Source organism: Streptomyces sp. NPDC040622, assembly GCF_055593965.1.
Genome location: NZ_JBVIXD010000014.1, coordinates 14,561 through 29,446, shown reverse-complemented (window position 1 = coordinate 29,446; position 14,886 = coordinate 14,561). Strand labels below are relative to the sequence as shown.

The window sequence follows — 14,886 nt, the reverse complement described above, 5'->3', positions numbered from 1 at the left end:
ACCGAAGTGAGCACATCTCCTGCCAACGACGTTGGGAGCTGGCGATGCGGCCGGACGAGCGGATCGGGGGCCTCGTTCAGTCCCTCTCGGAACATCTCGTCAGGAATGTCGAGCAACACCTCCTGGAGAGCGCGCGCCGTGATTTCCTCCAGTGCGGATTCACGACGCTGCCCTTCCTCGTTCCCGACCCCGTCAAATCATCGGTCGCGGACGAAATCGAAAGCCTCGTCGCGGAGCACGGTGTCCGTCGCGGAATGAGCTTCGTGGAAACCGGCCACTCGCCCCGCCGGATGCGCAATGTCCGCCACCGGGAAATCAGTGAGCACGGAGCCGTCATCCCCCGGCTGTACGACGCGCCGGACCTCCTCGACGCGCTGCGGAAGGTCGCGGGCGAGCCGGTGCTCCCCTGCCCCTACGAGCCGGAGCGCTATGTGATCACCGAGCTGGAGCAGTCCGGTGACACGCACGGCTGGCACTGGGACGACTACAGCTTCGCGCTGGTCTGGGTCGTCGACTGCCCACCCGCCGAGCACGGCGGGTTCGTGCAGTGCGTGCCCCGCACGTACTGGAACAAGCAGGATCCGCAGCTGCACCGACAGTTCCTCGCGCAGCCCATCCACTCCTTCGAACTCCGTCCCGGCGACCTCTACTTGATGCGCACCGATACCACCCTGCACCGCGTCTATCCGCTGACGGGTGGTCGGCGCCTCATCATCAATATGGGTTACGCGTCCCAGGGAGACCTGCACAAACAGATCAGCCACGAGACGATGGACGGACTCTGGCACGGCTCGCGAGCAGAGCAGCCCGAACAGTCGGAACAGTCGGAACAGCAACAGCCAACGGGAGACGCTCGGCAGGCGGAGCCGCCGAGGCAGACCGTATGACACCAGTCGAGGGGGCCACCGCGAAGGCGAAGGAGCCCCCTCAACTGGCCCGCACGCTGGGCACCTCAGGACTCGTCGCCCACTACGTCACCTCGGTGATGGGCGCGGGCATCCTGCTCATTCCCGCCCTGGCCTGGGCCGAGGCGGGCCCGCTGTCCCTGGTGGCCTGGACGCTGCTGATCCTCTACAGCTACCCCTTCGCCCTGATCTTCGCGACGATGTCCGTACGGCACCCGACGAGCAAGGGCGTCGCCCAGTTCGTGGAGGCGGCGTTCGGCGCCCGGGCCGGCCGGATCGCCGCCGTCTTCCTCCTCATCACGCTCCTCGCGGGCAATCCCGTCCTGGGACTCGCGGCGGGCCGCTACCTCCTCGCCGCGGTCGACCCCACGGCCTCGAACCGGGCGGCGCTCCTCGCGGGCGCCGCGGTCATCGTGTGCTGCGTGGTGCTCAATCTGTGGGGCATCAAGGTGAGTACGGGCACCCAGCTGGTGGTGCTCGGCTCCGTGGTGCTGCTGCTGGCGGTCGTCATCTGCCTGGCCCTGCCCAAGGGGGACTACACGCGCCTCACGCCGTTCGCGCCGCACGGCTGGGGCTCCCTCGGCAGTACGGTCCTGATCTGCTTCTTCGGGTTCATCGGCTGGGAGAACGCGGCGCCGGTGGCCGAGGAGGTGCGGGACCCGGGGCGCACCTTCCCCAAAGGGATCCTCTACGCCGTCAGTTCTGTGGGCGTCCTGTACTTCGCCATGGCGTTCACGGTCTCCGTGGCGCTGCCGGAGGCCCCCGCGGGGCACTCCGACCTGACGGCGTTCGTGCGGCTCCTCGAGGTGGCCACGGGGTCGGGCCTGCAGAGCGTCGGACATCTCGTCGCCGGGATCCTGCTGCTGCTCACCACCAACGCCTGGTGCCTGGGCACCTCACGCGTCGTCTTCGCCCTCGCCCGCGACGGGATCCTGCCGTCCTCGCTCAGCAGGCTCTCCCCGCGGGAGCGGATCCCCACCCGCGCGGTCCTTGCGCTCCTGCCCGGCTACGCCGTGTCGGTCGTCCTCCTCCTGATCACCGACTCCAGCGAGTCGACACTGATCAAGGCCTCGTCGGCCACCTATCTGCTCATCTTCCTCATGGCCTTCCTCTCCGCCGCCCGTCTGCTCCCCCGGGGCCGCACCGCATACCTGAACCTGGCGGTCATCGCGGTCACGGTCGGCATGCTGCCGTTCTTCGGCGTCAGCCTCGTCATCGCCCTGGCGATGCTGCTGGTCTCCGTCGTCGCCGAGCGGTGGCTGCGAAGGCGCGTCACCCCACCCACCGAGACAGGAGTTCTCACGTGAGTGCGCGACACATCCTGCGGATCCAGGACCTCTCAGCCAAGGAAATGTGCTCCCTGCTCGACCTCGCCGAGGCCATGAAACGCGGCGACGACACCCGCACCCACCTCGCGGGCCGCTGTATCGGGCTGCTTTTCAACGTGCCCTCCACCCGCACCAGGGTCTCCTTCCAGGTCGCCGCCGCACAGCTCGGCGGCGACAGCTTCCCCTACGGCGTGGACGAACTGCGGCTCGCCAACCGCGAGTCGATCGAGGACACCATCGGCGTGCTCAACCGCTACCTCGACGCCCTCGTGGTGCGCTGGTACGACATGGACGAGTACGGCGCGGGCCACCGTCGCCTCCGAGCGATGGCGCAGCGGGCGACGATCCCCGTCATCAACGCCCTCGACGACGAGGAGCACCCCTGCCAGGTCCTGGCCGATCTCCTCACGCTGCGCGAGTTGTTCGGCGCCGGGCAGGTACCGCAGCGGCGGGTCGTGTACGCCTGGTGCTACTCGCCGCGCCAGAAGACGCCCGGCGTGCTGCACTCCTCGATGACGGCCGCGGCGCTGCTCGGGCATCGGATCACCGTGGCGCATCCGCCCGGCTTCGCGCCTGAGGAGCGCGTGACCCGCGCGGCCCGGGACATCGCCGCCCGCACCGGCGCGAGCGTCGAGCTCACCGAGGATCTGGAGGAGGCGGTACGGGGCTGCGCCGCCGTGTACACGCTGAGCTGGAAGTCCCCCACGCTCGCCGGCCAGGAGGAGATCCAGGCGCGGACACGGCTCGCGGACCGGTGGCGGATCACGGCCCCGCTGATGCGGCTGGCCGGGGACGACGCGGTGTTCCTCGACTGCATGCCCACCAACCGGGGCGAGGAGGTCGACGCCGAGGTGAAGGACGGCCCGTGGTCGAAGATCTTCCAGCAGGCGGAGAACCGTCTGCACACCCAGAAGGCCCTGCTCACACAGTTGTTCGACGGCACGCTCTCGGGAGGCCCGCGATGACCGTGACCGAGCCCGGCGCACGCGTGGCACTCGTGACCGGGGGTGGCGGTGGCATCGGGCGTGCCGTCGCGCGCCGCCTCGCGGACGAGGGCGCCGCCGTCGCGGTCGTCGACCGGGACGGGGAGGCCGCGGCGGTGGCCCGGCGCATCCGGGACGAGGGCGGGCGCGCCGAGCCGTTCCTGTGCGACCTCGCCGACGAGGGCGCGGTGGCGGCCCTGGTCAAGGACGTCGGCGACCGGCTGGGGAACATCACCGACGCGTGCTGCGTCGCGGGAAGCATCCGGCGCGGCACGGTGACGGACCTCTCCCTGGCGGACTGGCACAAGTCGTTCGCGGACAACGTGGACTCCGTCTTCCTCGTGTGCCGGGCGGTGCTCCCGCTCATGGAGCGCGCCGGGCACGGCAGGATCGTCACGGTCGCCTCGGGCTGGGGCCTGCGGGCCGGCGAGAAGGCCGCCGCGTACTGCACGGCCAAGGCGGGCGTGGTGATGCTGACCCAGGCCATGGCGCTGGACCACAGCCCGGCGGGGATACGGGTCAACTGCGTGGCGCCGGGCGACACCCGCACCCCGATGCTGGCCCGCGAGGCACGCCAACTCGGCCAGTCCGAAGCCCGGTTCCTCGCCGAGGCGGCCGATCGTCCGCTCGGCCGGATCGGGACGCCCGAGGACATAGCCGCGGCGGTCGCGTTCCTCGTGGGGCCCGATGCCGACTTCATCACGGGTACGGTCCTCACCGTCGACGGTGGGGGCAGCGTCTGAGTCCTGCGCCGACGCGACGAGGCGGTCTCCCGGGAACGGTCAGTGGAGCGGTCAGTCGGTGAGCGGCGACACCGGGCGCTCGAAGAGCGTCTCCAGGGAGACCGTGGCCTGCGTGCCGCTGACCCCGTCGATCGCGTACAACCGGCGCAGCACGTCCTGCAGTTGCCCGGTCGTCGCCGTGCGGACCTTCACCAGGACCGAGGCGCTGCCCGCGATGACGTGCGCCTCCTGGATCTCGGGGATCGCGGCGAACGCCGTCGCGGACTCCCCCATCCACACCGTCGATTCGACCATCACGAAGGCCAGGACCCCTCGGTCGATCGCCGCGGGGTCCACGTCGACGGTGGTGCGCCGGATCACGCCCCTCTCGCGGAGCTTGCGCACCCGTTCGTGGGCGGCACCGGCGGAGAGTCCCGCCCCCTTGCCGAGCGCGGCGTAGGAGATGGTCGCGTCCTCCTGGAGGAGGGCGATGAGCCGTCGGTCCACGTCGTCCACGTTCACCATGGCGCAACCATACAGCGTTCTGGCATAGTCATGATCAACCGAACAGAGTTCAGATTCAGTCCGCCAAGGGGTAATCATGTCCGGCAATGACAGCACCGGCCTGTACGAAGTTCTCGATGAGCGGTTCCGTACCGGACGGTGCGCGAACGGCGACGACCGGCTGGAGCAGTTGTACGGGGGCTGCCGGTGGGCCGAGGGCCCGCTGTACCTGCCCGCCTGGCGCCAGCTCGTCTGGAGCGACATCCCCAACGACCGGCTGCTGCGCTGGGACGAGGCGACCGGGGCGGTCTCCGTCTTCCGCTCGCCCGCCGGGCACGTCAACGGCAACACCCTCGACCGCGAGGGCCGGTTGATCAGCTGTGAGCAGGGCAATCGCCGGGTGACCCGTATCGAGCCCGACGGCCGGATCACCGTGCTCGCGGAGCGGTACGAGGGCAAGCGGCTGAACAGCCCGAACGACGCCGTCGTCCGCTCGGACGGTTCGGTGTGGTTCTCCGACCCGGACTTCGGGATCACCAGCGACTACGAGGGCTTCCGCGCCGAACCCGAGATCGACGGCCGCAACGTGTACCGGATCGACCCGTCGACGGGCGAGGTGCGGCTGGTCGCGGACTGCTTCGAGGCGCCGAACGGGCTCGTCTTCTCGCTCGACGAGCGGCAGCTGTACGTCTCCGACACGCGGGGCGGGTGCATCCGGGTCTTCGACGTGCGCGAGGACGGCACGCTCTCCGACGGCAAGGTGTTCGCCGAGGCGAAGGACGGCGTGAGCCGGTTCGACAACCTCCGGTTCGACGACGGCGGCCGACTGTGGGCCGCCGCCATCGAGGGAGGAGTGCACTGCTACGACCCCGACGGCACCCTCATCGGGCGGCTGCGGGTGCCCGAGCCGGTGTCCAACATCGCCTTCGGCGGGCCGAAGAACAACCGCCTCTTCATCACGGCGACCAGCTCGCTCTACTCGCTGGTGATGGCCGTGACCGGCGTGCCGCGCGTGCGCGCCTGAGGCGGCGCGCGGCGCTCACTCCGCGGCTTCCGCCTCCACCGGCTTGGGGATGAGGAAGGACGTCGCGAAGGCCGCCGCGATCAGGGCCACACCCGCGATCATGCCCGCCGAGTAGCCGGCGGTCGAGGCCTTGTCGGCCGGTTCCGCGGCGGTCTGCACGGCGTACAGGACGGCGAAGCTGAGGCCCGCGCCGAGGTTGAAGGCGCCCGCGTTCAGGCCGGGCAGGAAGCCCGGGTTCTCCTTCGGGGACAGCACGATCCCGAGCCCGTTCAGGACGATGTTGCCCACGCCCGCGTACGTGACGCCGATGAGGAGCGAGGCGACCAGGAGCAGCAGCCGCGAGTCGGCGTGCAGCGTGAACAGCATCAGGGCGACCGTCACCGCCGAGCCGATGAGGCCCAGGCGCAGGATGCGTCCGTAGCCGTACGTGGCGGCGAGGCGTCCGGCGAGGGGGCCCATGGCCAGGCCCGCGAGGGCGTACGGCGTCAGGGTCCACCAGGCGGATTGCTCGGCACTCATGCCGAACCCTGCCTGGGCGTCCTGGGCGAACGCGGGGATCATGCCGTTCATCACGGCGAACACGCCGGTCATGGTGAGGACCGTGGTCAGCAGCAGCGCCCAGGTGGACCGCTGGCGCAGGTGCCGGGTGGCGACCAGGGGGTGGCTGCTGCGGTCCTCGGTGCGCCAGAAGAGAGCGAAGGCGACGGCGGAGACGACGAAGAGGCCCACGACGAGCGGCCAGTTGGCGGCGCCGAGCTTGCCCGCCTCGTTCAGGGCGATCAGGGCCGCGCCGACGGAGACGACCAGGAGGGTGACCCCGGGCCAGTCCATGCGGGTGTCTGCGGTGTCGGCGGTATCGGCGGTATCGGCGGTATCGGCGGCCTTCGACTCCGGGGTGAAGGCGGCGACGAGGAGGGCTGCGAGCGCGGCCACTCCGGCCATCGCCCAGAACACCGACTGGAAGCCGTAGTGGTCGGCGAGGAAGCCGCCGGCCAGGGAGTCGACGCCCGCGATGCCGCCGTTGACGGCGGTGATGACGCCGAGGAGCGTGCCGTACCTCTTCGGCTCGTGGACCTCGTTCCGCAGCATGATCAGACAGAGCGGCACGGTGGGTCCCGAGATGCCCTGGATGACGCGGCCCGCGAAGAGCATGGGGACGCTTTCGGCGAGCGCGGCGACCACGCAGCCGACGACCATCAGCGCCAGCATCCCGGCGAGCACCTTGCGCCGGCCGATCAGGTCGCCGAGACGCGGCAGGAAGAGCGAGAAGAGCGCGGCCGAGGTGAAGAACGCGGTCTGGGTCAGGCCGACCTCGGCCGAGGTCGCCCCGAGGGAGTCCTCGATGTTCTTCAGGGCGGGGCTGAGCATGCTCGCGTTGAGCTGGAAGGCGAAACAGGCCGCGAGGAGCGCGGTGACCAGGACCCCGATGCGCACCGGCCGGGAACCCTTGGCGCCGCCGGGCGCGGCGGCGGGCTCGGTGAAGGAGGCGTTCATGCGCGCACGTCACCGATCCGCTCGAGGGCGTCCACGATCAGGTCCCAGAAGCGCCGGTGGTCCAGGTCGACGGCGACCTGGGTGTGGCAGTCGTCGGGGGCGGGCGCGCGGAAGTCGGTGACGGTCATGCCGAGCGTGAGCGTGCCGGTGAGCTCGATGTCCACCGGGGCCTTGCGGACCGTCATGACGCCCGGGTCGATGACGTACGCGACGGCGCACGGGTCGTGCACCGGCGGCGCGTCGAAGCCCTGGGCCTCCAGGTACATGGCGCCGAAGAAGTCCAGGAGCTCGTTGACGAAGACGGCGGGTCCGGTGCCGACCTTCGCGATGCGCTCGACGACCTCGGGGGTGGCGAGGGCCTGGTGGGTCAGGTCGAGGCCGACCATGGTGACCGGCCAGCTCTCGTTGAAGACGATGTGCGCGGCCTCGGGGTCGATCTTGATGTTGAACTCGGCGACGGGGCTCCAGTTGCCCGTGTGGTAGCCGCCGCCCATCAGGACGACCTCGCGGACCCGCTCGACGATGCGCGGCTCCTTGCGGGCGGCCAGCGCGATGTTGGTCAAGCCCGCGGTGGGGACGATGGTGATCTCGCCGGGCTCGTGCGCCATGACCGTGTCGATGATCAGGTCGACGGCGTGGCGCTCGTCCAGGGCCAGGGTCGGCTCGGGCATGACCGGGCCGTCGATGCCGCTCTCGCCGTGGATGTCCGGGGCCGTCTCGACGCTGCGCACCAGGGGGCGGGGGCAGCCCGCGGCGAACGGGACGCCGGTGATGTTCGCGATGCGGGCCACCGAGAGGGCGTTGCGGGTGACCTTCTCCAGGGTCTGGTTGCCCACCACGGTGGTGACGGCGACCAGCTCGACATCCGGGTTGCCGTGCGCCAGGAGCATGGCGATCGCGTCGTCATGTCCGGGGTCGCAGTCCAGGATGATCTTTCGGGGCATCGCGGAACCTCTTTGTTCGGCTGAGCTGACACGGCGCGGCGACAGCTCGGGAAAACGTTCTCCCAAGACTGTGTGCACAGGTACGAATTATGTCAATGGCCGAAAGCACACCCCGGCAAACGCGCCCGGAACGGACACGGTTCGGGGCTGCCCAGAAGCGAACCAATCCGGTAAATCACCGCAAAAATTGGACCTGGTTGCGGAGAATCCTCGCTGATAACGTTTGCCGAAACTTGACGGCTCGTCGAAGGGGTGGGCCCGCCGTGGCCGACGTAACGCTGAGAGACGTGGCCCGGGCCTCCGGCTGCTCCGTCGCCACGGTCTCCCGGGTCCTGGCCGGCACGCGCCCCGTCGGCGCCGAGACCGCCCGCCGCGTCCGCGAGGCCGCCGACGCGCTCGGCTACCGGCCCAACCACGCGGCCCGGGCCCTGCGCGGTCGCTCCACCGGCACGGTCGGCCTGGTCCTGCCGCAGATCACGAACCCGTTCTACCCCGCCCTCGTCCGGGAGTTGACCCATGCGCTGCACGCGGACGGACGCGCCGTGCTGCTGGCCGACTGCGACGACGATCCGGCGGCCGAGGCGGAGCACATCGCCGACCTGCTGAGTCGCCAGGTCGACGCGCTCCTGGTCATCCCGGCGCACGAGGACCGCAGCAGGGAGGCGGTGGCCGTGGCGGCGGACCGGGTGCCGCTCGTCCTGATGGACCGCGGCTGCGGACCCGGCGTCGCCGACTCCGTGGCGGTCGACAACACCGCGGGCATGGCCCTCGTCCTCGGTCATCTGGCCGCGACGGGCCGCCGCCGGATCTGCTTCCTCGGCGCGGTGGGCACGGTGTCGACGGCCGCCGAGCGGCGCGGCGCCTACGCGGTTGGGGCCGGTGCGCTCGACGCCGGGGCGCCGGACCGGGTGGCCCTCGGCGACTTCTCCGTGGAGTGGGGCCGTGCTGCCGTCGACGAGGTGTGGGCCGCCCGGCCCGACGCGCTGGTCTGCGCCAACGACCTGATCGCCATCGGTGCGCTGCAACGCCTGCGGCAGCTGGGCGCCGATGTGCCCGGCGAGGTCGCCGTCACCGGCTTCGACGACATCCCGATGGCCGCGCTCGCCACGCCGGGCATCACCACGGTCCGCCAGCCGGTGGCCGAGCTGGCCGCCGAAGCGGCCCGGCTACTGGGCCGGCGCCTCTCCGGCGACGACGGCGGACCGCGGCGCGCGATACGGCTCGCACCCGAACTCGTCGTACGCGAGTCGAGCACGGCGGGCGGGAGCTGATCGAACACGACGGGTGGGCCGGGCTCGAAAGGCACCGCGCCCGGTGCGTGCGCCGCCCGGCCTACCCGTGGGTCAGCGCTTCACCCGCCACGTGAGCTTGCCCGTGAGCAGGGTACGCAGCGCCGGGTCACGGACGGCGTCCGTCGGGTCGGTGGCGCGGACCGACAGCGTGTGCGTGCGCCCGTCGGCCGGTACGCCGAGGGCACGCGGCGACACGGTCCTCTCGCCCCTGCCCCGCTTCACCTCACGGCCGTCGACGCTCCAGCGCGTCCGGACGCCGTCGGCCACCCGCACGCCGATCTTGTCGTCGCGCCGCACCGCGCGGTCCGTCGGGGTGTCGGAGGTGACGACGGACGCGTGCCGGTGGAAGCCCGCGATCATCGCCTCACGGCCGGGCAGGTTGAACTCACGGCCGAGCGTGCGCATGATCGAGTCCGAGGTCGGGCGGTAGAGGCCGCGCGGGTAGTAGCCGCCTCCCTCGTACGCGCCGACGGTGCCGCCGTCCGGCGAGCTCTGCCCGATCCACCGGTACCACTTCTTCTTCTGCGCGGTGAGCTGGTCGGCCGTCAGCTTGCTGATGTTGCCGTCCCCGGGCTCGGCGCCCGTGTAGGTGCCGTACTCGTCGTACCAGTACTCGTCGGCCAGCTTGCCGAGCGAGTGTCCTGTCTCGTGGACGGCGACCTGGTCGGACTGGGCGTTGTCGGAGGAGGCGGTGGCGATGCCGTCGTAGCCCGACGGCGAGGTGATGTCGTTGTAGCCCGCGCCGCCGTACTTCGTGGAGTTCGCGAGGACGATGACCAGGTCGGGGTCGGCGGCCTTGGACGCGTACGACTCGACCTTGTCGGTGTCGACGCACAGCAGGCGCTCGATGCCGTCGCAGAAGAAGGCCGAGCCGAGCGCGGTGTCCTTGACGGTCCCGTTCGCCGGGTCGTTGGAGACACCGGACTGCCGCGAGACCGCGTCGACCGCCCAGACGTTGAAGAGTCCCTTGTACGAGGCGTACGGCTCGACGGCGGAGATCTTCGCCCACTTGGCGCGCACGTCGGCGTGGAAGTCCTCCTGCTGGGCGGCGGTGTAGCCGTCGCCGATGAAGACGACGTCGAGCTTGGCGTCGGTCGGTCCCGCTTCCACGATCGGGACGACGTCGCCGTCCCCCTCGATCTTCGCGCGCTCCCGGGAGGAGAGTGCCGACGGAACCGGGACCTCGGTGTACCGGGGATGACCGCCGGGGCCGGTGAAGTACTCGACGCGCTGGGACCGTTCGGCGGCTGGCGCCGGGTCCGCCGCGCCGGCCGTGCCGCCGGATCCCGTGGCGGCGACGGCCGCCGTCAGGACGATGCCGGTGGCGAGGGCGATGCGCAGGGGCGCGCGTCTGGCACGGCCGGGGGTTCCGGGTATTCGATGCGTGGGGGGCATGGGCGTCCTTCCGAAGTCCGCGATATAAATGGCGGGTTAAGCGGGGTTAAGGCGCGGCTCAACGTAGGGGCTACTGAGGCTCTGGGCAATGGGTGTGCACCAAGTTGCGGGTGGGGTGGGCGAGTTCTCGCCGCGCCCGACCCGGGCGTCGTCGGCACCGGGTAGTGGGCAGCGGGCAGCGGGCAGCGGGCAGCGGGCAGCGAGATCGACGCCGGCACCGGCATGATGTGACGTACGGAGAGGCAGCGGTGGCGCAGAACGATTCCCCAGAGGACGCACGACCCGACGAACCGGCCGAGATCGGGCGGCGCGTCCTGCGGCTGCGCTCCGAACGCGGCCTCACCCAGCGCCAGTTGGCCGAGCCCGCCTACACCCCCGCGTACGTCTCCACCCTGGAGTCGGGCAAGGTCCGCCCCTCCGAGGCCGCCCTGCGCCACCTCGCCGAACGTCTCGACGTCAGCTACGAGGAACTGGCCACGGGACGTCCCGCCCATGTGGCGGCCGGACTGCACCTGCGGCTGACCGACGCGCGGCGCGCCCTGGCCACCGGCGCCCCCGAGGACGCGGCCGAACTCTTCCGCGTACTGCACGAGGAGGCCGTCGAGCACGCGCTCACGGAGGAACAGGCCGACGCCCTCCTGGGGCTCGGCGACTGTCTTCTCGAATCCGGGGAGCTCACCGGCGCCCGGGACCGCTTCGCCGCCGCCGAGAAGCTGCTCGCCGACCGGCCACTGCCCCGCCGCGTCCCGGCGATCCGCGGCCGCGCCACCGCCCATCTGCTCACCGGCGAACTGCGCTACGCCTGCTACCTCCTGGAGAGCACGCTCGACGAGCTCTCCGCCGCGGGGCTGCACGACCCCGAGGCCCTGCTGCTCCTCTACACCGCATCCATCGCGCCCTACATGGACATGGGCGCGCACGCGCGGGCCGCGCACGCCGCCGAGCTGGCACTGGCGCTCGCCCCGCGCGTCGACGATCCGGCCCTGGTCGCGGGGATGCACCGCGGGGTGGCCCGTACGCTCATCGCCGAGGGCCGCATCGCCGAGGCCGACGCGTCGCTCGCCAAGGCCCAGGAGCTCTACCGCCACCTGCACATCCGTACCGAACTCGCGCACTGCCACTGGATGCGCGGCTATGTGCACGCCCAGGACGGCGACCTGGAGCACGCCGAGCGAGAGCTGCGCGCGGCCCGCGACATGCTCGCCTCCAAGCGGGCCGCGCTCTTCACCGAGCAGGTGGAGGTCGAGCTCGCCGACGTGCTGCGCCGACGCGGCAGGGCGGACGAGGCGGAGGCGCTGCTGCGTCCGCTGCTCACCGCGGACGACGCCGAGCGGACGGGCACCGGACCGCTCGGGGCCGGGCGCGGCGCGGTGCACGCGGGCGGCGCGCACCGGCTGCTCGGGCTGATCGCCGAGGAGCGGGGCGACACCGAAGGCGCCGAGGAGCACTACTGCGCCGCGCTGTCGCTGCTCGAACGCTCCAGCGCGGTCGGCGACCTGGCGGATCTCTGCCGTCTCCTGGGCGATCTGTTGCGCCGCACCGGGCGGGTGGAGGCCGCGATGGACGCGTACCGCACAGGCCTCGGGCATCGGGCCGCCCCCGGCACGACCACCTTGGGCCCGGCGCCCGCCACTCCTCCGATGTGACCCCGGCGCCCCACGCAGACCCGGCATCGGAGGTGGCCGCCGTCACCGCGTCACTTGCCGACGCTGCATCGAAAGATGTACGGGCATTTCCTCCGCGCCGACGAGTCCCGTGATCGCGCGGGTGCCGAGGATGGTGCGTACGCCGTGACACGGCGGCACCAACCGGCATCGATCCATACCGATCGATATCAATCGGCATCGAGGAGAGACACATGGCAGGCCGACGGCCCGGGACACCCGCCCCCTCGCTCGCCCGAGCCCTGGGACGGGCAGCGTGCGGTGGCTTGGTCATGGCCGTGGCGCTCGGGACGGGGACGGCGGTGGGTCCCGTCGTCGCCGACGCCGTCGGTGCGAGCGGGTTCGCGGCCCGGCTCGTCCCGGCCGCCCTGGTCAGCCTGGTGGCCGTGCCGCTGATCGTGGCCGCGCTGCGCCGCCGTGGCGCCTCCCTCAAGGACATCGGGTTCGACGGCCCCGGCCGGAGTCTGCGGGCCCTGCTCGTCGGAGCCGGGGTGACGGTGGGCGCCGCGGCGCTCGTGCTCGGCACGGGGACGGCGGCCGGGCTGCTGCGCTGGTCGCGCCCCGATCTGCCCGAGCTCGCCGGCTACCTGGTGGCGAACGGCGTGGTCGCACTGCTGCTGGAGGCGCTGCCGGAGGAGACGACACTGCGCGGCTACGCGTGGACGTCCCTGCGCGGCCGGTTCGGTGGCCTGGCCGCGGCGCTCGTCACCACGGCCGTGTTCCTCGTCGTGCCCGGTCTGTCGACGGTGGTGGAGGCAGGGGCCGCCCGCCTCGTCGGTGCGCAGCCCGGTCCTGTCGGATGGGCGCCGGGCGGCCGGAATCCGGTCGACTACCTGATTCTGCTCACGGTCTTCGGCCTGATGCTCACCACGGCCCGCACCGCCGTGCGGCACGCCCCGCTGTACGTCTGCATCGGCGCGCACCTGACCTTCCTCACCGTCAACCGGGTCGTGTTCGAGGGCGACCGGCGCGGTGCCGGCTGGTCCGCGGAGCTGTCGTCGCCGGACGTGGAACTCCTCGTACCGGTGTATCTGCTGGTCGCGACGGCCGGGTTCGCGGTGTGGCGGCGGGTGGCCGGCCGACGCGGGGGCGAGGGCGCGGGGGCCGCGGGACCGGGGGCCGTCGCCGAACCGGCCGGTCTCAGTAGTCCAGCAGTCGCCACGCGCTGAGCGCGAGCCGGGCGCGGCTCGGCCCGGTGGGCACGGCGGGCGGTGGGCACGGCGGGCACGGCGGGCACGGCGGGCACGGCGGGCACGGCGGGCACAGTCAGCCAGATCGCGTCGGGTGCGCGGACGCCCCATGGACTCCGGCGGGCGGCGTGCCGCACCATGGCGGGCAGACGGCTGCCCGGCGTTCCCCGGCACGCCATGACTGCCCGGGCCAACGCCTGGAAGGGAGCGGCCCCTTGGCCTCGCCACGGTCCCTGCCGACGCCGACCGGCGCCACCCACCGCACCCTGCCGTCCCGCGCCGATGTCGTGATCGTCGGCGGTGGGGTGATGGGCGCGAGCGTCGCGTTCCACCTCGCCGAGGCGGGCGTGCGCGACATCGTCGTCGTCGAACGTGGCGAGCTGGCCTGCGGCAGCTCGGGAAAGCCGATCGGCGGGGTGCGGGCTCAGTTCTCCGATCCGCTCAACATCGAGCTGGGCTACCGCAGTCTGCGCGCGTTCCGGGACTTCCCGCGCCGCCCGGGCGCGGACATCGGGCTCGACACCGTCGGCTACCTCTTCCTCTTGACCGGCTCGGAGCAGGCCGCGGAGTTCGAGGACAGCGTCCGGACGCAGAACGGCCTCGGCGTCCCCAGCCGCATGATCGGCCCCGGCGAGGCCCGCGACCTCTGCCCCTACCTCCGCACCGAAGGCCTCGTGGCGGCCGCCCACTCCCCCGCCGACGGCCATGCCAGGCCCGCGCGTGTCGTCCACGGGTACGCGCGGGCCGCGGCACGGGCCGGGGCCGTCTTCGCGACGCACACGACGGTCACCGGCATGGGCACGGCGGGCGACCGCGTCACCGTCGTGCACACCGACCGCGGCCCGGTGTCCTGCTCGACGGTCGTCTGCGCGGCCGGGGCCTGGTCGGCACGGATCGGCTCCATGGTGGGCGCGGACCTTCCGGTGCGGCCGCTGCGCCGCCAGCTCGCCTTCACCGTGCCGCTGACGCCCGCCCCGCCGCGCATACCGTTCACGATCGACTTCTCGTCCTCGGCCTACTTCCACAACAGCGACGACGGACTGCTCCTCGGCCTCGCCGACCCCGCCCAGTCCGAGGGCTTCGAGACGACGTGGACGCCCGAGTGGCTGGACCTGTTCCGTGCGGTGGCGCGGCGACGGGCTCCCGCCCTCGCGCGGATGGAGACGTCCGGCGGCTGGGCGGGCCTGTACGAGGTCACACCGGACCACAACGCGCTGATCGGCCGCTGCGCCTCGCCGGGCAACTTCCTCTACGCCACGGGGTTCTCCGGGCACGGCTTCCTGCAGGCGCCCGCGGTGGGCGAGATCGTCCGCGATCTGTGTCTGGGGCGACGGCCGTGCGTCGATGTCACGCCGTTCGACGCGGACCGCTTCCGCACCGGGTCCCCGAGCCGGCCGGAAGCCCATGTGGTGTGAGTCCGGGGCCGATCTCACGGTCATGG

At 71.9% G+C, this 14,886-nt stretch carries 13 protein-coding genes; 9 read left to right on the top strand and 4 right to left on the bottom strand.

Annotation, left to right across the window (positions count from 1 at the left end):
* Window positions 1-44 precede the first annotated feature (44 nt).
* From ACZ592_RS34000 to ACZ592_RS33985, 4 genes are read left to right on the top strand one after another with little or no spacing between them, the layout of a single operon-like run.
* Window positions 45-887, top strand: coding sequence for a HalD/BesD family halogenase (locus ACZ592_RS34000; protein ID WP_471585558.1), 843 nt, complete (start codon window positions 45-47; stop codon window positions 885-887).
* The gene (locus tag ACZ592_RS33995; RefSeq protein WP_471585557.1) at window positions 884-2,212 is read left to right on the top strand and encodes an APC family permease; all 1,329 of its coding nucleotides are present in this window, start codon (window positions 884-886) and stop codon (window positions 2,210-2,212) included. The genes ACZ592_RS34000 and ACZ592_RS33995 overlap by 4 nt, the downstream gene beginning before the upstream one ends.
* Window positions 2,209-3,198, top strand: coding sequence for an ornithine carbamoyltransferase (locus ACZ592_RS33990; protein ID WP_471585556.1), 990 nt, complete (start codon window positions 2,209-2,211; stop codon window positions 3,196-3,198). The genes ACZ592_RS33995 and ACZ592_RS33990 overlap by 4 nt, the downstream gene beginning before the upstream one ends.
* Window positions 3,195-3,959: an SDR family NAD(P)-dependent oxidoreductase gene (locus ACZ592_RS33985; protein WP_471585555.1), complete on the top strand. Its 765-nt coding sequence runs from the start codon at window positions 3,195-3,197 to the stop codon at window positions 3,957-3,959. Before ACZ592_RS33990 ends, ACZ592_RS33985 begins: the two co-directional genes overlap by 4 nt.
* Window positions 3,960-4,010: 51 nt before the next feature.
* Here ACZ592_RS33985 and ACZ592_RS33980 read toward each other — a convergent pair whose 3' ends face one another.
* Window positions 4,011-4,454, bottom strand: coding sequence for an Lrp/AsnC family transcriptional regulator (locus tag ACZ592_RS33980; RefSeq protein WP_471585680.1), 444 nt, complete (start codon window positions 4,452-4,454; stop codon window positions 4,011-4,013).
* Between the two features lie 85 nt (window positions 4,455-4,539).
* Between ACZ592_RS33980 and ACZ592_RS33975 the strand changes: the two genes are divergently transcribed.
* On the top strand, window positions 4,540-5,466 hold the full coding sequence (locus ACZ592_RS33975; protein ID WP_471585554.1) for an SMP-30/gluconolactonase/LRE family protein: 927 nt from the start codon (window positions 4,540-4,542) through the stop codon (window positions 5,464-5,466).
* Between the two features lie 15 nt (window positions 5,467-5,481).
* Here ACZ592_RS33975 and uriT read toward each other — a convergent pair whose 3' ends face one another.
* Together uriT and uriH are read right to left on the bottom strand one after the other, a co-directional pair.
* Window positions 5,482-6,960, bottom strand: a complete 1,479-nt coding sequence (gene uriT / locus ACZ592_RS33970; protein WP_471585553.1) for a uridine transporter UriT — start codon at window positions 6,958-6,960, stop codon at window positions 5,482-5,484.
* Window positions 6,957-7,904, bottom strand: a complete 948-nt coding sequence (gene uriH / locus ACZ592_RS33965; protein WP_471585552.1) for a uridine-preferring nucleoside hydrolase UriH — start codon at window positions 7,902-7,904, stop codon at window positions 6,957-6,959. The genes uriT and uriH overlap by 4 nt, the downstream gene beginning before the upstream one ends.
* A gap of 263 nt (window positions 7,905-8,167) precedes the next feature.
* Between uriH and ACZ592_RS33960 the strand changes: the two genes are divergently transcribed.
* On the top strand, window positions 8,168-9,175 hold the full coding sequence (locus ACZ592_RS33960; protein WP_471585551.1) for a LacI family DNA-binding transcriptional regulator: 1,008 nt from the start codon (window positions 8,168-8,170) through the stop codon (window positions 9,173-9,175).
* Window positions 9,176-9,247: 72 nt separating this feature from the next.
* Here the strand turns inward: ACZ592_RS33960 and ACZ592_RS33955 are convergent, their stop codons facing one another.
* The gene (locus ACZ592_RS33955) at window positions 9,248-10,591 is read right to left on the bottom strand and encodes a M64 family metallopeptidase (RefSeq protein WP_471585550.1); all 1,344 of its coding nucleotides are present in this window, start codon (window positions 10,589-10,591) and stop codon (window positions 9,248-9,250) included.
* 248 nt (window positions 10,592-10,839) lie between these two features.
* On the opposite strand from ACZ592_RS33955, the gene ACZ592_RS33950 reads away from it, so the two are divergent.
* The 3 genes from ACZ592_RS33950 to ACZ592_RS33940 all read left to right on the top strand — a co-directional run bounded on the left by ACZ592_RS33950 (window position 10,840) and on the right by ACZ592_RS33940 (window position 14,860).
* Window positions 10,840-12,237 carry a helix-turn-helix domain-containing protein gene (locus ACZ592_RS33950; RefSeq protein ID WP_471585549.1) on the top strand — a complete coding sequence of 466 codons (1,398 nt, stop codon included), beginning with the start codon at window positions 10,840-10,842 and terminating at the stop codon, window positions 12,235-12,237.
* A 290-nt stretch (window positions 12,238-12,527) separates the two neighbouring features.
* Window positions 12,528-13,424, top strand: a complete 897-nt coding sequence (locus ACZ592_RS33945) for a CPBP family glutamic-type intramembrane protease (protein WP_471585548.1) — start codon at window positions 12,528-12,530, stop codon at window positions 13,422-13,424.
* 236 nt (window positions 13,425-13,660) lie between these two features.
* On the top strand, window positions 13,661-14,860 hold the full coding sequence (locus tag ACZ592_RS33940) for an NAD(P)/FAD-dependent oxidoreductase (RefSeq protein WP_471585547.1): 1,200 nt from the start codon (window positions 13,661-13,663) through the stop codon (window positions 14,858-14,860).
* Window positions 14,861-14,886: the final 26 nt, after the last annotated feature.